The sequence below is a fragment of the Candidatus Accumulibacter sp. ACC003 genome, from assembly GCF_907163085.1.
GTDB lineage: Bacteria > Pseudomonadota > Gammaproteobacteria > Burkholderiales > Rhodocyclaceae > Accumulibacter.
This window is the reverse complement of the sequence record NZ_CAJQTX010000005.1, coordinates 386,233-405,410: the sequence shown is the minus strand read 5'-3', so window position 1 is coordinate 405,410 and position 19,178 is coordinate 386,233. Positions and strand designations below refer to the sequence as shown.

Here is a 19,178-nt window from a genome sequence, read left to right as displayed (position 1 = left end):
AATGGGCTCTCAGGCTTGGGAAATCCGTTGATAGCGGCCGCCTGCCAGACCGGCAACCTGACCATCCAGTTCCAAGTGCAGGAGCATCACCGAAACGACGTCAGCCGTCAAGCCGCTGCGCTCGAGCAGCTGGTCGAGGCTGCAGGGGTCGAAACCCATGGCCAGCAGCAGGCTGTCGGCCGCCGTCGGCTGCTCGGCGACGCTGGCGGCGGGAACGCTGACCGCGGTCGGCGCGGTGAGGTGGCTCCAGGCGAGCTCGTCGAGCACGTCCTGAACCGTTTCGACCAGCTTCGCGCCTTGCCGGATCAGCTTGTGGCAGCCGCGTGACTGTGGTGCATGGATCGATCCGGGGATGGCAAAGACCTCGCGTCCCTGCTCGGCGGCGAGACGCGCGGTAATCAGCGAGCCGCTGTCGATCGTCGCTTCGACGACCAGAGTGCCGCGCGAAAACCCCGAGATGAGGCGGTTGCGACGCGGAAAGTTGCCTGCTGCCGGCGGCGTACCCATCGCAAACTCGGAAACAAGCGTTCCTCTGGCCGCTATCTCAAGTGCCAGTTGCCGGTTGCTCGCCGGGTAGAGCCGGTCAATTCCCGTGCCAACGAAAGCGATGGTATTTCCCGATGCCGCCAGGGCGCCGCGATGGGCCGCCGCGTCAATCCCCAGCGCCAGGCCGCTGGCGATCGTCAGTCCGGCATCGGCCAAGGCGGCGGAAAAGCGCTCGGCATTGCCGGCCCCCTGCGGCGTCGGATTGCGACTGCCGACAATGGCCAAAGCGGAGCTGTTGAGCAGGTCGAGGCGGCCGCGGACGTAAAGTAGCGCGGGCGGGTCGGGGATCTGCAGCAGTGCTTGCGGATATTCGGCGTCTGCCAGATTCAGCAGGTGGTGGTCGGTCTCTTGCGCCCAGGCGAGGGCCTTGTCAACCGCCACGCGATTGTCGGTGTCGAGTAGGAGTCTCGCCGCCTGGTCACCAATGACGGCGCCGATAGCGCTGCGGCCGGTGGCGAAGATCGCCTCTGGAAGCCCGAAGGCGGTCAGCAGCTTGCGCTGCGTCTGGCCGCCAATCCCGGGGGTCAGCGTCAGTCGTAGCCAGGAGGCGAGCGCCTCGGCCGCCATGGCTACGGCGTGCGGACGAAGTCGTTGACCTCTACAGTGCCTTCGGACTGCACCACCAGACCGTAGGAAATCCGGTCGAAGACGCGGAAGACGAAGAGCAGGCCGACGCGCGACGCCGGGATATCGATCACCGCCTTGGCGTCGAGCTCGTCGCGTTGATGAAGCACGCGATTACGTTCGAGCGCCAGGACGTGGCCGATCTCCAGGCCGTCCGCGGCACCGCGGTTGATCGAGATGATCGAGCCGCGGCCGGCTGCATCGACGCCGCCATAGACAGAGATCACGCGGCCATCGACGGCGAAGTCGGGTCGGTGCGGGACGTAGGCAATCAAGGGCGGCGGCATCGCCGGCAGCAGGCGGTCGCCGAGGCCAACTTCCTGGGTGACGGTGGTCATCTCGAAGGTCGCCGGATTGCCACGTTCCACTTGTCGGGCAGTGCCGAGATAAAACGCCTCATAGCCGAGAATTTCGTCGCTCTGAGGATCACGCAAAGGCTTGCCGTTGCGGTAGATGTGCCAGTCCTGCGGGGCCGGATCGGCGTCGGCGACGTAGGCCAGATCACCATTGCCGATGAATACGCGGTCAAGCTGCGTGGCGATGATACGCGCCGAGCGGTCAAGAGCGTGCGCTTCGACAATCAGCGGCGCCGACAGGAAAGGGCGGATGACGTTCGGCGGGATCGCCGGGATCGACTGGTCGATCAGCTCGGCGTGGATCTGCGGGCTCAGGCGACCACTCTGCAGGCGCAGCACCGGATTACCCTGGAGATCACGATCGAGAATGAGTACGTCACCCGGGTAGATGCGGTGTGGATTACGGATCTGCTCCCGATTCATCCGCCAGATTTCCGGCCAGCGCCACGGCTCCTTGAGGAAGGTTCCCGATATTCCCCAGAGCGTGTCACCGGGCACAACAGTGTAGCGAGCGGGTGCGTCATCGGCCAACTGGAGTTCCTGCCCGGCGGCTGCGCAAAGCGCGCTGGCGATGGCCAGAACGAACGCGAATATAATGCGGATCATCGTGTTATCCTCGTACGAGCAGTCGTACATGGCGGGGTGGAGCTCGCGGCGCGGGGTCCGCTCCCATTTCTCGGTTCTTCGCGTCTGTGGCCGAAGTCGGCGCCAAGCGCTAACGGCGTCGGAATACGCAAGACACTACATTAGATTCTGCACGTAGTAATTTCTTCGATCAAGCCTTTTATGTCTTTGTTACCAATCCTTCGCTTTCCCGATCCGCGCCTGAAGAAGGTCGCGGTGCGCATCGAAACGGTCGACGACGGTATCCGTCGCCTAGCGCGCAATATGGCCGAGACCATGTATGAAGCGCCCGGCATCGGCCTGGCGGCAACGCAGGTGGACGTTCACAAGCGGTTGATCGTCATTGATGCTTCCGAGACCAGGGATCAACTGCTGACCTTGATAAATCCCGAGCTCCTGCAACACGACGGCCTGCAGGTCTGCGAAGAAGGCTGTCTGTCGGTGCCCGGGATCTACGACAAGGTCGCTCGTGCCGAGCGCGTGCTCGTTCGTTACCTGGACCTGCAGGGAAAGGAGCAGACGGTCGACGCGGTCGGTTTGCTGGCGGTATGCCTGCAGCACGAGATCGAACATCTGGACGGACATGTCTTCGTCGAGCACCTGTCGCAACTCAAGCAGCTGCGGATCAAGAACAAGCTCGCCAAGCAGGCCAGGATAACCGCGTGAAACTGATTTTTGCGGGCACGCCCGAGTTCGCCGCGCTGGCGCTGCGGGCGATCATCGCCGCCGATCATCAAGTGGCAATGGTGCTGACGCAGCCCGATCGAGCAGCGGGGCGTGGCTTGGCGTTTCGCCCCTCGCCGGTCAAGCAACTGGCGCTGGCGGCCGGGATCGAAGTGCTGCAGCCGCCGACGCTGAAGGACGCTGCGGCACAGGAGCTGATACGTGCTGTCGGGGCCGAGGCGATCGTGGTCGCCGCTTATGGCTTGATTCTGCCGCCGGCCGTGCTCGACATGCCAACTTTCGGCTGTATCAACATCCACGCTTCACTGCTGCCGCGCTGGCGCGGAGCAGCGCCCGTGCAGCGCGCGATTCTCGCCGGCGACGCGGCAACCGGCGTGTGCATCATGCAGATGGACGCCGGCCTCGACAGCGGCCCGGTGTTGCTTTCGGAGAGTCTGGCTATCGCCGCTGACGACACCGCCGCTTCGCTGCACGACAAGCTTGCGCAACTGGGTGCGCGCCTGATCGTCGAGGCGCTCGCCGGGCTGCCGCTGCCAGGCCAGCCACAACCGCCGGGCGGTGCGACCTACGCGGCCAAGATCGGCAAGGCCGAGGCAATTCTCGACTGGCGTCTGCCGGCGGCGAAATTGGCGGCGTGCGTTCGCGCCTTCAACCCCTTTCCGGGTGCTTCGTGTTCGGTCAACGGCCAGATTCTCAAGCTGTGGCGCGCCGACGCCGTCGCCGGGGAGGGATTGCCGGGAGAGATTCTCGTTGCCGACCGGAACGGCGTGATCGTGGCCTGCGGCGAGGGCGCCCTGCGAGTTACCGAACTGCAGAAAGCGGGCGGCAAACGCTTGTCGGCAGCACAGTTTCTGGTTGGCACGCGGCTTCTGCCAGGGACCCGCTGCGCGGTTGCTGTGGCTTGAAATCGTCTCGGGCCACCACCATCTAGGTGAGCACGGCAAGACCTGCTGTTACTTCGGAGATTACTGAAATGCTGGGGAACTGGCTGAAAACCTCTATCCTGATGGCCGCCATTCTGGCGCTTTTCGGCGCCATTGGTGCGCTGGTGGGTGGCCAGAACGGGATGCTGCTGGCACTGCTCTTTGGCGGCGCGATGAACGTCTTCGCCTACTGGTTCTCGGACAAGATGGTTCTCAAGATGTACAAGGCGCGCGAAGTCGACGAGGGCTCAGCGCCGCAGTTCTACGGGATGGTCAAGGACCTCGCGCAACGTGCTGGCCTGCCGATGCCCAAGGTGTACCTGATCGACGAAGGGCAGCCGAATGCGTTTGCCACCGGTCGCAATCCCGAAAACGCCGCGGTAGCCGCGACCACCGGCATCCTGCAAGTTCTGTCGGCACGCGAAATCCGGGGAGTGATGGCGCACGAACTGGCGCATGTACGTCACCGGGACATCCTGATCTCGACGATCTCGGCGACGATGGCCGGCGCGATTTCCGCACTGGCCAACTTCGCGATGTTTTTTGGCGGGCGCGATTCGGAAGGTCGACCGGGTAACCCGCTGGCCAGTATTCTGCTTGCCCTGTTGGCGCCGCTGGCGGCTTCGCTGATCCAGATGGCGATCTCACGGGCGCGCGAGTTCGAGGCTGACCGAGGTGGGGCGGAGATTTCCGGTGACCCCGGCGCGCTGGCCGACGCGCTCACCAAGATCGACGCCTACGCTCGCGGTATTCCGATGGCCGCCGCCGATGCGCACCCTGAGACTGCCCAGATGATGATCATGAATCCGCTGTCGGGCGGCGGCATCGCCGGCTTGTTCAGCACTCATCCGGCAACCGAGGAGCGTGTCGCGCGGTTGCGGGCGATGGCCCGAAGCTGAGCTGAAGCAGCGCTGATGTTCCACGTGGAACATCAGCGCTGCGCGGCTTCCTGGTGTCGCCTTCGGTCGCCGCGCCGGCTGGCCCCTTTCAACAGAAGTTGCAGCTGATCGGCGAGCCGGTAGCCGGCGTAGGTGACACGGCGGCGTGCGATGTCCAGCGCGTTTGCATGGAAGGCAGCGCTGATTGTTGGCACCGCATCGTCGCTCGGAGGATAAGCGGCGATGCCGGCAAGCTGCCAGCTCTCGTCTATCCATTGCTGCGGCGACGTCGATGCTCCGGGCGCTGGGTAGAGGATGGTCAGTGATCGGGCGGCGCTGTCGAGCTTGCTGCCGCGAAGCCACGGCGGGCCCGGAAGATCGTCCCAATAGCGGTGCAGATTGGTCGTTTGGTAGCGTTCCTGCCATGGATTGAAAACTTTCAGAGCATTGCCGCCGCTGTCGCCCTGGCGGTCTGCCGCGTCCGGCCCGTAGCGACTCGCCGTGTGCAGTGGCTGATGCGCGTCGCCGACCAGATGAATTAGCCAGGGCAAGGCATAACTACGCTCAACGGCGCTGGCCCTGGGGTCGGAAAGAGTGTCCGCCAGCACCGCCAGCTGCCGATCGAGGACTCCCGCCGACGCCGGCATGCGTCGTCCGGCTGGCAGCGGCCGGTCGACGTAATGCCAGCCCAGGCGACGTTCCATATCCGGAAAGCCCGCTAGCGTAGGCGTCGGTTGTTCGCTGCCAGCGGTATAGAAACGTTTGTCCTTACGGATGTCGTCTGGCCAGGTCGAGGCTTCAAGAAACGCTGTGAGGTCGGGGTCGGCGCCTTTGCCGCGCGCTTGCCAGCGGCTGAAGTCAGGGTGTTGCCGGAGGATGGCGGCGACCGCCGAGCGCGTCTCGCCGTCCAGTCTCTGCCAGGCAATCATTGCGCTGAGGCGGTGGCCGGCGGCGTTCCAGGCCAGCGCCGGCGGCGTCATGAGCAGCAGCACAGCCAGCCGCAGAAAAGCCAACCGCCGCTTGCCTGGCTTAGCGGTCAAGGCCAATGTCTTCCTGCGATGCCGGATCCTCGAGCGGCTCGATATGAGTGAACACCGTGGCGTGCGGCAGCTCCCGGCGGATCTCGCGATCGAGTTCTTCGACCAGTTGATGCGCGCGCGTGACGGTCCACGCGCCTGGTACCAGAACGTGCAGCGAAATGAAGCTGCGCGCACCGGCCTCGCGGGTGCGCAAGGCGTGGAAGTCGATCCCCTGCAAACGATAGCGTTCAAGAACCGTGAGCACCTGCGCATACTCTCCGGGCGGCACGCTGCCGTCCATCAGACCTCCGCCCGACCGTCGCAGCAGGCCCCAGGCGGCCCACACGATGTTGGCGGCGACCAGCAAGGCCACTGCCGGATCGAGCCAGGACCAGCCGGTAATCGCCACCGCGCCGACACCGACGATGACCCCGGCCGACGTCCACACGTCGGTCAGCAGATGTCTGGCGTCGGCCTCGAGAGCGATCGAGCGCTGCCGTTTGCCGGCCAGCAGCAGGATCCGACCGACGACAAGATTGACGATGGCGGCGGCCAGGGACACCGCCAGGCCGATCCCGAGCTGTTCGAGCGGCTGCGGGTCAAGCAGTCGTTGCACCGCCGTCATCGCGATGGCGCCGGCGGCGACCAGGATCAGCAGCCCCTCGAAGCCGCTCGAGAAATACTCGGCCTTGCCGTGGCCAAACGCATGCCCTTCGTCGGCCGGCTTTTCGGCAATCGACAGCATTGCCAGGGCCATCAGCGCACCGGCCAGGTTGACCAGCGATTCCAGCGCGTCGGAGAGCAAGCCAACCGAGCCGGTCATCAGCCAGGCGGCACTCTTCAGCGCGATGGTGGCGAGCGCCGCGCCGATCGAGAGCCAAGCGTAGGGTTTCAGCGAGCGCGCGGTCATGGCCGCATTATCGCCTTCCGGTGAGCATCCCGCCATGGTTCGGGCATCGTGCTAAACTCGACTTACCCCCTACCAGCAGCGAATTCCCGGCCTTGTCTTCATCGTCCCCTCCGCCTTCTCCGCCTGCGCGCTTCCAGCGTGTGCGCAAATCTGCAAGTCAGGACCAGAGTGCGCCGGCGCGCCCGGCAGCGGCAGCGCCGTCTCTTCTCGCGCCCGATTCCCTGGCCTACAGCCTGTTGCTCGCCGCGCGGGTGATTGCCCAGGTTCATGCCGGACAAAGTCTGACGCAGGCGCTAACGGCTCTCGGCGGCACCGCCGCTGCGGCTCGCGCCGCCGCTCAGGACGTGGCTTTCGGAAGCTTGCGGTGGTACGGCTGCGGCGAGTTCATTCTCGGACGTTTGCTGAGCAAGGCCTTGCCACACCCGGACACCGAGGGCCTGCTGCTGGCGGCCTTGTACCGCTTGCAAACTCGCCCGGAATCGGCGCACGTGGTCGTCGATCAGGCGGTTGCCGCGGCTGGAGAGCTGGCGGGAGGTGCTTTCAAAGGGCTGGTCAATGGCGTGCTACGCAATTACCTGCGGGAGCGCGACGTTCTGCACATTGCCATGGCCGCCGACGAAGTGGCCGCACAACAGCACCCGAGTTGGTGGCTGGCACGTCTGCGCCGCGCCTATCCCGAGCGCTGGCGGGAAATCGCCGCGATCGGCAACGTGCAGCCGCCGATGACCCTGCGTGTCAATCAACGTCGTCTCGCGGTCGCTGATTATCTGGCGCAACTGCAGGCGGCTGGCTTGTCTGCCCGGCCGCTGGGGAGCGCTGCGCTGATCCTCGATAAAGCGGTCGCGGTCGACACTTTGCCGGGTTTTGCCGACGGTTGCGTTTCCATTCAGGACGCCGGTGCTCAGCGCGCCGCCGAGCTTCTCGCGCCCACCGCGGGTCAGCGTGTCCTCGACGCCTGCGCGGCGCCTGGCGGGAAAACGGCGCATCTCCTGGAAACTGCCGACGTCGAACTCGTGGCGCTCGATGTCGATGCCCTTCGTGCCCGGCGAATCGAGGACAATCTGCGGCGGCTTGGTTTGGCGGCGACGGTCAGAGTGGGTGATTGTCGAGCCAGCGAGCAATGGTGGGATGGCAATCTTTTTGACGCCATCCTGGCCGACGTACCGTGCTCCGCATCGGGTGTCGTTCGCCGTCATCCGGACATCAAGTACCTGCGACGCGAAAGCGATATCAGACAATTTGCTCGACTGCAGGCCGAGATCCTCGACCAGCTGTGGTCGCTGCTCAAGGCCGGTGGCCGCTTCCTCTACGCCACCTGTTCGCTGTTTCCGGAAGAGAACGGCGCGCAGATCGACGCCTTCCTGTGCCGCCAGCCCGACGCCCGCCGGCTGAGCGAAGAAAGGCTGCTGCCGCAGGACGAACACGACGGATTCTTCTATGCCCTGTTGCAGAAAGCTGCTTAGCTCGCTGTTCTTTGCCTTGCTGCTGCTGTTTGCCGCACCTGGCGCGCAGGCTGGCGACATTGCGGCTCGTAACCCGATCCTGTCGGCCAGCGAAGATGGCTATGTTTTGTCGGCGGACTTCAATCTCAACCTCAACGCGCGACTCGAAGACGCCGTCTCCAAGGGTGTCGCGCTGTACTTCGTCGTCGATTTCGAACTGACGCGTTCGCGCTGGTACTGGCTCGACGAACAGCTGGCCAGTCGTAGCCAGTCGGTGCAGCTTTCCTATCACGCTTTGACGCGGCAGTATCGCCTGTCGACCGGAACCCTGCACCAGAGCTTTTCCTCGCTTGAGGATGCGTTGCGCATCTTGTCGCGCCTGCGCAACTGGCTGGTGATCGACAAGGGCACGGTACAGGGCGATCACACCTACCTCGCGGCCGTCCGCATGCGCCTTGACCTGACACAAATGCCGAAGACCTTTCAGGTCAACGCCTTGGCCAACCGGGACTGGAACCTGGTTTCGGAATGGGCGCGCTGGACTTTTACGCCAAGTGAGTCTGCCCAGTCCGGCGGCACCGGTACGCAGGTCGTGCCGGTGCCGCCGCCGGTGGTCGCACCCGGGCTGGTCAGTACGGGCGAAGGCAAGTGAAAGGTCTGATCGTCGCCGCCGTCTCGTTTGGTGGCATCCTGCTCTTTCTGTTGGCCTCGGCGAGCGCCAATACCGCGCTTTTTGCCAGTAACTACGCCTGGCTTCTGGGGCTGAACGCGATCGTCGCGCTGTCGCTCCTGGCCCTGATCGCCTGGCAATTGCGCGTTCTCTGGCGCGAACACCGGGCCAAGGTCTTTGGTTCCCGACTCAAGTTGCGGCTGATGTTGATGTTCGGTCTGATGGCCGTCGTACCGGGCGTTCTGATCTACGCGGTTTCCGTGCAGTTCGTCACCAAGAGTATCGAAACCTGGTTTGACGTTCGCGTCGAGAAAGCGCTGGAAGCGGGTTTGAATCTCGGTCGCAGCGCGCTCGATTCGTTGCTGGCGGACCTCGCAGCCAAGGGACAGACGATGGGGCAGGAACTTGGCGAGCGCTCGGAAACGCAGCGTCGACTCGATCTCAATCGGCTGCGTGAGCAAAGCGGCGTGCAATCCGCCGCTTTGTTTTCGACCACTGGCGAACTACTGGCGACGGCGACCGGCGAGCTGGCGACGCTGCTGCCTTTGCAGCCGAGCGCCGAACAGTTGCGCAGGGCGCTCAGCGAGCGCCGCTACGCGGTACTCGAAAGCCATGGCGAAAAGGACTTGAACCTGCGCGTTCTGGTTGCCGTCACGCCGCCCGGCCTCGGCGTCGAGACGCGCATCCTGCAGCTGACCGACCCGGTCCCGGCCGCCCTGGCGCTCAATGCCGACAGCGTGCAGTCGGTCTATGCCGACTATCAGGAGCTGTCGCTGGGTCGCGAAGGACTGACCCGTATCTACGCGATGACGCTGACGCTGACCGTCTTGCTGGCGCTGTTCACGGCCATCGCGCTGGCGTTCGTCCTCGCCCGTCGCCTGTCGGCACCGCTGTCGATCCTCGCCGAAGGCACGCAGGCGGTCACCGCCGGCGATTACACGCCTCGCCAGGAAGTGCACAGCCGTGACGAACTCGGTGTGCTGACACGCTCGTTCAAGCAGATGACCAGCCAGCTTGACGAAGCGCGGCGCGACAACGAGCGGCAGCGTGCCGAACTTGAAGCAGCCCGCGCTTACCTGGAATCGATTCTCGCCAACCTGTCGGCCGGGGTATTGGTTTTCGATCGACGCTTCGTGCTGCGGACGGTGAACGAAGGTGCGCTGACGATCCTTAGTGATGATTTCAGCGGCCTGCTCGGTGAGGCCCCGGAAGACTGGCCGCGTCAGCAGGTGCTTGGTGAGGCGATTCGTGGCGCCTTCGCCGAAAATGAGGAAAGCAGCGAATGGCAGGAACAGATCGAGCTTGGTCATGTTGGCGGACTGCCGAAAATCCTACTGCTGCGTGGCACGCAGTTGCCGAGCGAATCGCACGGTGGCTACGTCGTCGTTTTTGACGACGTGACCCGGCTGATAGCGGCTCAGCGCAGCGCCGCCTGGGGTGAAGTGGCCAGGCGACTGGCGCACGAGATCAAGAATCCGCTGACCCCGATCCAGCTCTCGGCCGAGCGACTGCAGATGAAACTTGCCGACCGGCTCAGCGGCAACGACGCGGCGATGCTCAGTCGCTCGACGCAAACGATCATCACCCAGGTCGAGGCCATGAAGCGGATGGTCAACGATTTCAGCGATTACGCGCGCCTGCCGGCACCTGAGCTGGCTGCCGTCGATCTGAACGCGCTGATCAGCGAAGTTCTCGGTCTCTACGAGACCTCACGGGCGAGCATTGAGCTGGCGCTGGCGGCGCAGCTGCCGCCGGTCTGGGGCGACGCGACGCAGCTCCGGCAAATCATCCACAACCTGTTGCGCAACGCCGAGGAGGCGCAGGAAGCGGTCGACTCGCCAAGCATTACCATCAGCACGCGGCGCAGCGAGAACATGGCCGAATTGCAGGTCTCCGATCTGGGCCCGGGCTTTCCGCCCGAGACCATGGCGCGTGTCCTCGAACCCTACGTGACGACCAAGGCGCGTGGCACCGGCTTAGGCCTGGCGATCGTCAAGAAGATCGTTGATGAACATTTGGGCCGCATCCAGATCAACAACCGTCAACCGGTCGGCGGCGTCGTCAGCATTATCCTGCCGCTGGCTTCCTTACCGACTCGGGGAAATCGCTTGAGCCAACTTCCCACAGAGGCCTGACATGGCGCAAATATTGATCGTCGATGACGAAATGGGCATCCGCGAGCTGCTCTCAGAGATTCTTGCAGACGAAGGTCACTCGGTGCGTTTGGCCGAGAACGCCGCCGCGGCACGCAAGGTTCGCGCCGAGATCAGGCCCGATCTGGTCCTCCTGGATATCTGGATGCCCGATACTGATGGCATCTCGCTGCTGAAGGAATGGTCATCGGGCGGCCTCCTGACGATGCCGGTGGTGATGATGTCCGGCCACGGAACGATCGATTCGGCGGTTGAAGCGACGCGCATCGGTGCGACCGATTTTCTCGAGAAGCCGATTGCCCTGCAGAAACTCTTGGCGACCGTCAAGAAGGCGCTGAAACACGAGACGGTGCTCGACAAGAAGCCGTTGACACTCGACGCCTTCGCACGTTCGCCGCTGCTCAAAGACCTCAAGAGACGTCTCGAGCAGGCGGCGGCGAAGACCTCGGTGCTGTTGCTCAAGAGCGGTTCGGGTAGCATCGCCGAGATCTGCGCACGCACGCTGCAAACGCACCGTACGCCCTGGCTCGATCTCTCGGCCGCCACTACGCCGCTAACGCAAGAGATGCTGCACAACGCCAGCGGGGGCATTGTCTTTGTCGCTGACCTGGCGCAGCTCGGCAAACTGCAGCAAATGAATCTGGTCTATGCGCTCGAACGCCTCGAACGTCACAATCTGCAAATGGTCGCTGCCTCCAGCCGCTCGCTGCCGGCTCTCGTCGAAGCCGGCTGGGATGCCGTGCTGGTCAGTCGCCTTGGTGAAATCTGGGTGGCCTTGCCGCAGCTCTCCGGGCATGGTGACGACGTACCCGAGATCGCCGCCTTGCTGCTCGCCCACCTCGCCGAGCGTGGCGAAGTGCCCTTGCGACATTTTTCCAGTGGCGCCCGCAATGCTCTGCGCCTGCACCGCTGGCAGGGTGACTGGGGCGAATTGCTGGCCACCGTCAAGAATCTGGCGCTGTCGGCGCTCGACGAAGAGATTGCCGCCGAGGATGTTGAGCGCGTCCTGCAAAGCGAATCGGGCGGCGGCGCCGCGCCACTGCCGGCGCTCTTCCTGGATCAACCGCTGCGCGAGGCCCGTGAAGCTTTCGAGCGGATGTATTTTGAATATCACCTGGCTGGTGAACGGGGTAACATGACGCGCTTGGCCGAGAAGACGGGCCTCGAACGGACGCACCTTTATCGGAAGTTGAGGCAGCTTGGCCTCAACATCGGCCGGCGCGGTGACGAGCGCGAGTGATCTCTCGCCGCCGGCTTGTCAGGGGAATCAGGAAAAATGAGGATCGTCATTCTCGGCGCCGGCCAGGTTGGCGCGAGTGTTGCGGAAAGTCTCGTCTCCGAGAATAACGACATCACCATTGTCGATAGTGACCACGAGCGTCTGGCGTTCCTGCAGGACCGCCTCGATTTGCGGACGGTTGCCGGCAACGGGTCGCATCCATCGGTTCTGGCGCAGGCTGGCTTGCAGGATGCCGACCTGCTGATTGCCGTGACCCAGAGCGATGAGACCAATCTGGTGGCCTGCAAGGTGGCACACAGCGTCTTCAATGTTCCGGCGCGTATCGCCAGGTTACGAGCGCGGGACTTTCTCGAGAGCGAACAGCTGTTGGCGCCCGAGAATTTCGCGGTTGACTATGCGCTTTGCCCGGAGCAGGTCATTACCGAGTACATCACCCGCCTGGTCGGCTTCCCGGAAGCGCTGCAGGTCCTCAGTTTTGCTGGCGGACGGCTGGTACTGGTCGGCCTGCGGGCGTACGCCGGTGGCCTGCTGGTGGGCAGCCCGATCAAGGAAATGCGCAATCATCTGCCGCCGGAAATCGACGGACGGATCGCCGCAATCTATCGTAGCGGCGGCGCTATCGCGCCGACCGGCGAGACCATCGTCGCCGATGGCGACGAGGTCTTCGTGCTGGCGGCCGAAGAACACATTCGTACCGTGATGCGCGAGCTGCGTCGCTCGATGGAGCCGGTACGGCGGGTGATGATCGCTGGCGGCGGCAACATTGGCCTGCGCGTTGCGCAAGCGCTGGAAGGAAAGTGCGAGGTCAAGCTCGTCGAGATCGACCGGCGACGCGCCGAATTCGTCGCTTCGTCGTTGAAGTCGGCGCTGGTGCTCAATGGTGATGCGACCGATGAGGAGTTGTTGCAGCAAGAAGCGATCGACGAGATGGAACTGTTCCTCGCGCTGAGCAACGACGATGAAGACAATATCATGGGAGCCTCGCTGGCCAAGCGCATGGGCTGTGCGCGGGTGGTGGCGCTGATCAACCGCCGGGCCTATGCCGAACTGGTCCAGGGTGGGCCGATTGACATCGCGATTTCACCGGCGCAAGTATCGATTGGCACGCTGTTGACCTACGTTCGGCATGGTGACGTGGCGCAGGTGCACAGTTTGCGGCGTGGCGCCGCCGAAGCGCTCGAGATCGTCGCGCACGGCGACAAGAAGAATTCACGCGTCGTCGGCCGACGCATTGGCGAACTACCGGTGATTCACGGCGCGTTCATCGCCGCCGTCGTTCGTGATCTCGGCGAGACCGAAGATCTGAACTTCTTTCGCCTCGGAGCCAAGAAACAGGTTGGTCGAGTGTTGATTGCCCACAAGGATGTAGTCATAGAAACCGGCGATCACGTGGTCGTCTTCTGCATCGACAAGAAAGTCGTCAAGCAGGTCGAGAAGTTGTTTGAGGTCGGTTTCCACTTCTTCTGAGATCGCCGCTTGAAGACTTACTACCCCGTAGTCCGGGCTCTGTCGCTGGTGATCCTGATGTTCGGACTGACCATGCTGGTTCCCCTGGGCGTTTCCTGGTTTCTTGACGATGGCGCATTCGGCGCCTTTGACGAAGCGATTCTGCTTACCGTCGGTACCGGTCTGGGTTTGTGGTACGTGACCCGCAGAGAAACTCGCGACCTGACCATTCGTGATGGTTTTCTGATGGTCGCGCTGGTGTGGACCGTCTTGCCGGTCTACGCCGCCCTGCCCCTGGTGCTGCAGCTGGGTCTGAGTTTTACCGACGGCTACTTCGAAGCCGTCTCCGGGTTGACGACGACCGGCGCAACGGTCGTCACGGGCCTTGACACCCTGCCGGTGTCGATCAACTTCTGGCGCACGCAGCTGGTCTGGCTGGGTGGCATGGGCCTGATCGTCCTCGCCGTGGCGATCCTGCCCTTGTTGGGAATCGGTGGTCGGCAAATGTTCAAAGCCGAAACCCCGGGGCCGATGAAGGACACCAAAATGACGCCGCGCATCGCCGAAACGGCGAAAGGGCTGTGGACCGTCTATTCGCTGATTTCGATCTTGTGCGTCCTGGCGTACCAATGGGCCGGCATGAGCTGGCTGGACGCGATCATGCACATGTTTGCGACCATGGGACTTGGTGGTTTTTCCAGCCACGATGCGAGCTTTGCCTACTTCGACTCGCCGACCATCGAAGCGGTCGCGATCGTCTTCATGCTCTTCGCCGGGATGAACTTCGCGACCCATTTTGTGGTCCTGTCGGGGCGATCGCTGCGGCCCTACCTGGCCGATCCGGAGGCTGGCTGGTTCCTGCTGGTGACCTTGGGCAGCGTCGTCGGCATCGCCGTCTTCCTGGTCTACCACGACGTCTATCCCGATTTCCCCGAAGCGCTGCGCTATGCGGCCTTCAATGTCATCTCGATCGCCACGACGACCGGTTTCGCGACCACCGACTATGCCTTGTGGCCGTTTTTCGCGCCGCTGTGGATGCTCTTCCTGTGCAGCTTTGCGACCAGCGCCGGATCGACCGGCGGCGGCGTCAAGATGATTCGCGCGATCGTCCTCTACAAGCAGGTCTACCGCGAGCTGACGCGCGCCATGCACCCCAACGCGGTTCATTTGGTGAAAGTCGGCAGAGACGTCGTGCCGTCGAACATCCTCTTTGCCGTTCTCGCTTTCGGCTTCATGTACATGGTCTGCATCGTCGTGATGACCTTGGTCCTTTCCTTCTCCGGGCTCGAGATCATTACCGCGTTTTCGGCGGTGGTGGCCAGCATCAACAATACCGGGCCCGGCCTGGGGCAGGTTGGCCCGGCGAGCAACTATGCCGGCCTGAGCGACTTCCAGACCTGGGTGTGCACCTTCGCCATGCTCCTCGGGCGCCTCGAAATCTTCACCCTGCTGGTGGTCATGACGCCGGCTTTCTGGCGGAAGTAGCTGGGAAAGGGGATAATCGCGACCAGGGCGCCTGGCGAGCGTTTCCCTGCTCGTTTCCCGGCTCGTTTTCTTGCCCGTTTTCTTGCCCGTTTCCATGCCTGAGTCCGAACCTCGGTTCAAGTCTGGAGGCAGGCGTGTTTGCCAGTCCGGTGGAGTTTGACGTGACCCGACCATCCAACGACACTTTTCTACGCGCTCTGCTCAAGCAGCCGACGGCACACACGCCGGTCTGGCTGATGCGTCAGGCCGGGCGCTATCTGCCCGAGTATCGCGAGACGCGGGCGCGCGCGGGAAGCTTCATGCAGTTGTGCAAGAACCCGGGCCTGGCCTGCGAGGTGACGCTGCAGCCGCTCGCCCGCTACGAACTCGACGCGGCGATCCTCTTCTCGGACATTCTTACGGTTCCCGACGCGATGGGTCTCGGGCTCTACTTCACCGACGGCGAAGGGCCGCGCTTCGAGCGCCCGCTGCGCGAGGAGTGGGCGATTCGCGACCTCAGCGCACCCGACCCCTGGGATCATCTGCGCTACGTGATGGACGCCGTCGCCGAAATCCGACGCGCGCTCAACAACTCGGTGCCGCTGATCGGCTTTTCCGGGAGCCCCTACACGCTCGCCTGCTACATGGTCGAAGGCGCTTCGAGCAGCGACTACCGCCGCATCAAAACCATGCTCTATGATCGGCCGGACCTGCTGCATCATATCCTGTCGGTGACGGCTGACGCCGTCATCGCCTACCTGAATGCGCAGATCGAATCCGGAGCGCAGGCGGTAATGATCTTCGATTCCTGGGGCGGCTCGCTCGCGGCAGCGGCGTACGAGGAGTTTTCGCTGCACTATATGCGGCGTGTTCTGGCCGGGCTGATCAAGGAGAAAGACGGCGAACGCGTGCCGTCGATCGTGTTCACCAAGGGCGGTGGGCTGTGGCTGGAAGCGATCGCCGACAGCGGTTGCGATGCGGTCGGCCTGGACTGGACGATCGACATCGGCGAAGCACGTCGGCGCGTCGGCGGGCGCGTTGCGCTGCAGGGAAATGTTGACCCGGCCGTGCTCTTCGCTTCGCCTGAAACGATCGCCGCCGAGGCCAGGAAAGTGCTTGACAGCTACGGACCAGAACAGACCGGTCACGTCTTCAACCTCGGTCATGGTATTTCGCAGTTTACGCCGCCGGATAACGTCACGGCGCTGGTCGATGCGGTACATCAGCACAGCCGGACTCTGCGCCTGCAGGGTCGATGAATCTGCGTTTACCGCTTGACTTGTGCACAGAAGCCCCGAAGTAATTTAGAGCCCCGGAAAAGTCCCTTGTAAATCAGCGCTGTAATTTTAAAGTGCTGATTTATAAAGGAGTTCTAATCGCCCAATTTAACGGCAATGGCTCGCAAGCCCTTGCACCAAGGGCATTTGAGGCACTTACCAAGGCTTCCATCCACAGAGTTATCCACAGAACCTGTGTATGGGTCTGAAACCCCAAGTAACTGAGCATCTTATCCCGCATTGCCAGAAGTGGCGCGAGCTTCCGCCGCTAAGTAATCATCGACTTTCCCACCTGCGTTCGAACGGTTGCCAGCCCCGATGTCCCAGCCGCAGATTGCCCGCGTCGCACTCGATGTCCCTCTCCGCACTTTCTTTGATTATTGCGTTCCCGATGGCCAGCCGCTGTCGGCGAGCGACATCGGCTATCGGGTACGTGTTCCCTTCGGTAGGCAGCAGAAAATCGGCATTCTCGTCGAGCTGCCGGCTGCGAGCAATGTCGCTCTCGCGCAGCTCAGACCACTGGACAGCGTCCTGCGCGACCTGCCGCCGCTACCCGCCGACTGGTTTCGCCTGACCGAGTTCTGCGCGGCCTACTATCACGCGCCGCTTGGCCAGGTCATGCTGTCGACCCTCCCCGCAGGCTTGCGGGCGACCACTGCCGCCAAGCCCCGGCAGCGCCGCCAGGCGGCCATCGTGGCGGCCGCGCAGCCGGCGCCGGAGCTGACTGCCGAGCAGCAGGCGTCACTGGCGGCAATCGACACGCTTGCCGCCGGCTTTAACGCCTACCTGCTGCACGGCGTCACCGGCAGCGGCAAGACCGAGGTTTATTTGCGGCTGATCGAGCGGGCGCTCGCTGGCGGCCGCCAGTCGCTGTTGCTGGTACCGGAAATCAACCTGACGCCGCAACTGGAGGCGCGCGTCGCGGCGCGTTTTCCAACGGCCGGCATGGTCAGCCTGCACAGCGAACTTGGTGACGCCGCGCGGACTCGCAACTGGCGGGCGGCACTGACGGGTGCCGCACGCATTGTCCTCGGCACGCGCCTGGCAATCTTCACGCCCCTGCCCGAGCTCGGCCTGATCGTCGTCGATGAGGAGCACGATGTCTCGTTCAAGCAGCAAGACGGGATCCGTTACTCGGCGCGAGACCTGGCCGTCTTCCGCGCTCGCCAGAGCGCCATTCCGATTGTCCTCGGCTCGGCGACACCTTCGCTCGAGAGCTGGGCCAACGCCACGGCCGACGCCGGCCGTGGGCGTTACCAACTGTTGACGCTGCACGAGCGAGCGGTCGAAGGTGCTCGCCTGCCGGAGGTCCTGCGTATCGACACGCGCGTCGACAAGACCCAGGATGGTCTCTCGGGCGCCTTGCTGCGGGCCATCGAGCAGCGTCTGGAGCGCGCCGAGCAAAGTCTGATCTTCCTCAACCGTCGCGGCTATGCGCCGGTGCTCGCCTGTGCGGCCTGCGGCTGGTCGTCGTCGTGCCATCGCTGCGCGGCGAATCTGGTCCTGCACTTGAGCGATCGCCGCTTGCGTTGTCACCACTGCGGCTTCGAGGCACGCTTGCCGAAAGCCTGCCCCACTTGCGGCAACCAGGACCTGAGTCCTTTTGGCCGCGGCACCCAGAGGCTGGAGGCGGTGCTCGCCGAGCGTTTCCCGCAGGCGCGTGTGGTCCGCGTCGATCGCGACTCGGCGAGCAGTCGCAAGCAATGGGAAGCACTGGTCGAGCGCATTCGCTGCGGTGATGCCGATATTCTGGTCGGTACCCAGATGTTGGCCAAGGGCCACGACTTTCCCAGACTCACGCTGGTTGGCGCCGTCGCCCCGGACGCGGCGCTGTTCGCCGCCGACTGGCGCGCGCCCGAGCGGCTGTTTGCGCAACTGATGCAGGTCGCTGGTCGCGCCGGCCGCGCCGACCGGCCGGGCCAAATGCTGCTGCAGACGCAGTTCCCGGAGCATCCGCTGTACGCCGCCTTGGCGCGCCATGACTTCCAGGCCTTTGCGGCGCTGCAGCTCGAGGAACGGCAGCAGGCGGGCTTTCCGCCCTACGCCTACCAGGCGATGCTGCGCGCCGAGGCGCCGCAGATGGCCGATGCGCTGCGCTTTCTGAGCGTCGCCCGCGCCTGCCCGTTGGTCGAGCGCGAGCAGGCGGTGAATTTCTACGATCCGGTGCCGATGCGGCTGTCGCGACGAGCGAGTCTCGAGCGCGGGCAGTTGCTGGTCGAGTCGCCGTCAAGGCGTGCGCTGCAGCGTTTTCTGACGCAGTGGCTGCCGCAGCTCGAAGCGATCAAGCCGCCGTCACGGCTGCGCTGGCATCTGGAAGTTGACCCGCTGGAGTTCTGACCCCAGCGGGAAAATGAAGCCGCGAGACCGCGGCTGTCGAGTGGCTGATGCCGCCGGTACACCCGCAGCCGGCGCTGCTCTCATCAGCTGGCCGGGCGTCCCTGCCGCTTCTCTTCCCAGCGTTTCATCATCCGCTCACGCTGCGCGTCGAACTCCTGGCGCTGCTCGGGGCTGAGAATCTGCATCATCTGATAATGCTGACGTGCACGCAGCTGCCCCATGCTGGCCATTGCCTGCGCGCCCTGCTCGGTCAGCGCCTTGATCTTCGCTTCGTCGTAGGTATCGCTCTTCTGCAGCTCGTGCAGCTGCGTGCGGCTGTCGTCCATGACCTTCAACTGTGCGCCGATGAGCTCCGCGTCCTGCTTGCGCAAATCGCTGATCTTGGCCTCCTGCTCGGGCGTCAGCTTGAGCTTTTTCATCATCCGTGGCAGGCCCTCACGCGGCCCGTGCATACCTTGCGAACCCCGGCAGCCGGCCATTCCGTCGCCCATCGGAGCGGCTTCGACGGTCAAGGGAATAGCCAGGGCGATGCTGCTGGCGGCGAGAAAGGCGGCGAGAGTGTACTTGAAGGTTTTCATTATTGAC

16 protein-coding genes are annotated in these 19,178 nt (G+C 63.8%); 11 read left to right on the top strand and 5 right to left on the bottom strand.

Annotated features, from left to right (window positions below):
• Nucleotides 1-9: 9 nt before the first annotated feature.
• Together dprA and QZ656_RS11585 are read right to left on the bottom strand one after the other, a co-directional pair.
• Nucleotides 10-1,113 (bottom strand): DNA-processing protein DprA, encoded by a 1,104-nt coding sequence (dprA, locus tag QZ656_RS11590; RefSeq protein WP_291993528.1) that lies wholly within the window; start codon nt 1,111-1,113, stop codon nt 10-12.
• A gap of 2 nt (nt 1,114-1,115) precedes the next feature.
• Entirely contained in the window at nt 1,116-2,132 is a 1,017-nt protein-coding gene (locus tag QZ656_RS11585) for a LysM peptidoglycan-binding domain-containing protein (protein WP_291993527.1), read from the bottom strand.
• Between the two features lie 180 nt (nt 2,133-2,312).
• On the opposite strand from QZ656_RS11585, the gene def reads away from it, so the two are divergent.
• The 3 genes from def to htpX all read left to right on the top strand — a co-directional run bounded on the left by def (nt 2,313) and on the right by htpX (nt 4,656).
• Nucleotides 2,313-2,816, top strand: a complete 504-nt coding sequence (def, locus tag QZ656_RS11580) for a peptide deformylase (protein ID WP_291993526.1) — start codon at nt 2,313-2,315, stop codon at nt 2,814-2,816.
• The gene (fmt, locus tag QZ656_RS11575) at nt 2,813-3,739 is read left to right on the top strand and encodes a methionyl-tRNA formyltransferase (RefSeq protein ID WP_291993525.1); all 927 of its coding nucleotides are present in this window, start codon (nt 2,813-2,815) and stop codon (nt 3,737-3,739) included. Before def ends, fmt begins: the two co-directional genes overlap by 4 nt.
• Nucleotides 3,740-3,807: 68 nt before the next feature.
• On the top strand, nt 3,808-4,656 hold the full coding sequence (gene htpX, locus QZ656_RS11570) for a zinc metalloprotease HtpX (protein WP_291993524.1): 849 nt from the start codon (nt 3,808-3,810) through the stop codon (nt 4,654-4,656).
• A 32-nt stretch (nt 4,657-4,688) separates the two neighbouring features.
• Here the strand turns inward: htpX and QZ656_RS11565 are convergent, their stop codons facing one another.
• Both QZ656_RS11565 and QZ656_RS11560 read right to left on the bottom strand, forming a co-directional pair.
• Nucleotides 4,689-5,675 carry a S1/P1 nuclease gene (locus QZ656_RS11565; protein ID WP_291993523.1) on the bottom strand — a complete coding sequence of 329 codons (987 nt, stop codon included), beginning with the start codon at nt 5,673-5,675 and terminating at the stop codon, nt 4,689-4,691.
• Complete coding sequence (locus QZ656_RS11560) at nt 5,665-6,564, bottom strand: cation diffusion facilitator family transporter (protein ID WP_291993522.1); 900 nt, start codon at nt 6,562-6,564, stop codon at nt 5,665-5,667. Before QZ656_RS11560 ends, QZ656_RS11565 begins: the two co-directional genes overlap by 11 nt.
• Before the next feature lie 140 nt (nt 6,565-6,704).
• Between QZ656_RS11560 and rsmB the strand changes: the two genes are divergently transcribed.
• The 8 genes from rsmB to QZ656_RS11520 all read left to right on the top strand — a co-directional run bounded on the left by rsmB (nt 6,705) and on the right by QZ656_RS11520 (nt 18,593).
• Nucleotides 6,705-8,027: a 16S rRNA (cytosine(967)-C(5))-methyltransferase RsmB gene (gene rsmB / locus QZ656_RS11555; RefSeq protein WP_291993521.1), complete on the top strand. Its 1,323-nt coding sequence runs from the start codon at nt 6,705-6,707 to the stop codon at nt 8,025-8,027.
• Nucleotides 8,002-8,658 carry a DUF4390 domain-containing protein gene (locus tag QZ656_RS11550; protein WP_291993520.1) on the top strand — a complete coding sequence of 219 codons (657 nt, stop codon included), beginning with the start codon at nt 8,002-8,004 and terminating at the stop codon, nt 8,656-8,658. Before rsmB ends, QZ656_RS11550 begins: the two co-directional genes overlap by 26 nt.
• Nucleotides 8,655-10,811 (top strand): ATP-binding protein, encoded by a 2,157-nt coding sequence (locus QZ656_RS11545; protein WP_291993519.1) that lies wholly within the window; start codon nt 8,655-8,657, stop codon nt 10,809-10,811. Before QZ656_RS11550 ends, QZ656_RS11545 begins: the two co-directional genes overlap by 4 nt.
• A 1-nt stretch (nt 10,812) precedes the next feature.
• Nucleotides 10,813-12,069: a response regulator gene (locus tag QZ656_RS11540; protein WP_291993518.1), complete on the top strand. Its 1,257-nt coding sequence runs from the start codon at nt 10,813-10,815 to the stop codon at nt 12,067-12,069.
• Between the two features lie 36 nt (nt 12,070-12,105).
• Nucleotides 12,106-13,536, top strand: coding sequence for a Trk system potassium transporter TrkA (gene trkA / locus QZ656_RS11535; RefSeq protein ID WP_291993517.1), 1,431 nt, complete (start codon nt 12,106-12,108; stop codon nt 13,534-13,536).
• Between the two features lie 9 nt (nt 13,537-13,545).
• A complete protein-coding gene (locus QZ656_RS11530; protein ID WP_291993516.1) occupies nt 13,546-15,000 on the top strand; it encodes a potassium transporter TrkG in 1,455 nt (484 codons plus the stop codon).
• A 161-nt stretch (nt 15,001-15,161) separates the two neighbouring features.
• On the top strand, nt 15,162-16,238 hold the full coding sequence (hemE, locus tag QZ656_RS11525) for a uroporphyrinogen decarboxylase (protein ID WP_291993515.1): 1,077 nt from the start codon (nt 15,162-15,164) through the stop codon (nt 16,236-16,238).
• Nucleotides 16,239-16,574: 336 nt separating this feature from the next.
• Nucleotides 16,575-18,593: a primosomal protein N' gene (locus tag QZ656_RS11520; protein ID WP_291993514.1), complete on the top strand. Its 2,019-nt coding sequence runs from the start codon at nt 16,575-16,577 to the stop codon at nt 18,591-18,593.
• A gap of 83 nt (nt 18,594-18,676) precedes the next feature.
• Here the strand turns inward: QZ656_RS11520 and QZ656_RS11515 are convergent, their stop codons facing one another.
• The gene (locus tag QZ656_RS11515) at nt 18,677-19,171 is read right to left on the bottom strand and encodes a Spy/CpxP family protein refolding chaperone (protein WP_291993513.1); all 495 of its coding nucleotides are present in this window, start codon (nt 19,169-19,171) and stop codon (nt 18,677-18,679) included.
• Nucleotides 19,172-19,178 lie beyond the last annotated feature (7 nt).

What these genes read in the sequence shown, in the direction of transcription:
- QZ656_RS11560 (WP_291993522.1), bottom strand. Translation starts at nt 6,564, where the DNA reads ATGACCGCGCGCTCGCTGAAACCCTACGCTTGGCTCTCGATCGGCGCG.
- trkA (WP_291993517.1), top strand. Translation starts at nt 12,106, where the DNA reads ATGAGGATCGTCATTCTCGGCGCCGGCCAGGTTGGCGCGAGTGTTGCG.
- htpX (WP_291993524.1), top strand. Translation starts at nt 3,808, where the DNA reads ATGCTGGGGAACTGGCTGAAAACCTCTATCCTGATGGCCGCCATTCTG.
- dprA (WP_291993528.1), bottom strand. Translation starts at nt 1,113, where the DNA reads ATGGCGGCCGAGGCGCTCGCCTCCTGGCTACGACTGACGCTGACCCCC.
- QZ656_RS11550 (WP_291993520.1), top strand. Translation starts at nt 8,002, where the DNA reads ATGCCCTGTTGCAGAAAGCTGCTTAGCTCGCTGTTCTTTGCCTTGCTG.
- def (WP_291993526.1), top strand. Translation starts at nt 2,313, where the DNA reads ATGTCTTTGTTACCAATCCTTCGCTTTCCCGATCCGCGCCTGAAGAAG.
- QZ656_RS11585 (WP_291993527.1), bottom strand. Translation starts at nt 2,132, where the DNA reads ATGATCCGCATTATATTCGCGTTCGTTCTGGCCATCGCCAGCGCGCTT.
- QZ656_RS11515 (WP_291993513.1), bottom strand. Translation starts at nt 19,171, where the DNA reads ATGAAAACCTTCAAGTACACTCTCGCCGCCTTTCTCGCCGCCAGCAGC.
- QZ656_RS11540 (WP_291993518.1), top strand. Translation starts at nt 10,813, where the DNA reads ATGGCGCAAATATTGATCGTCGATGACGAAATGGGCATCCGCGAGCTG.
- QZ656_RS11520 (WP_291993514.1), top strand. Translation starts at nt 16,575, where the DNA reads ATGTCCCAGCCGCAGATTGCCCGCGTCGCACTCGATGTCCCTCTCCGC.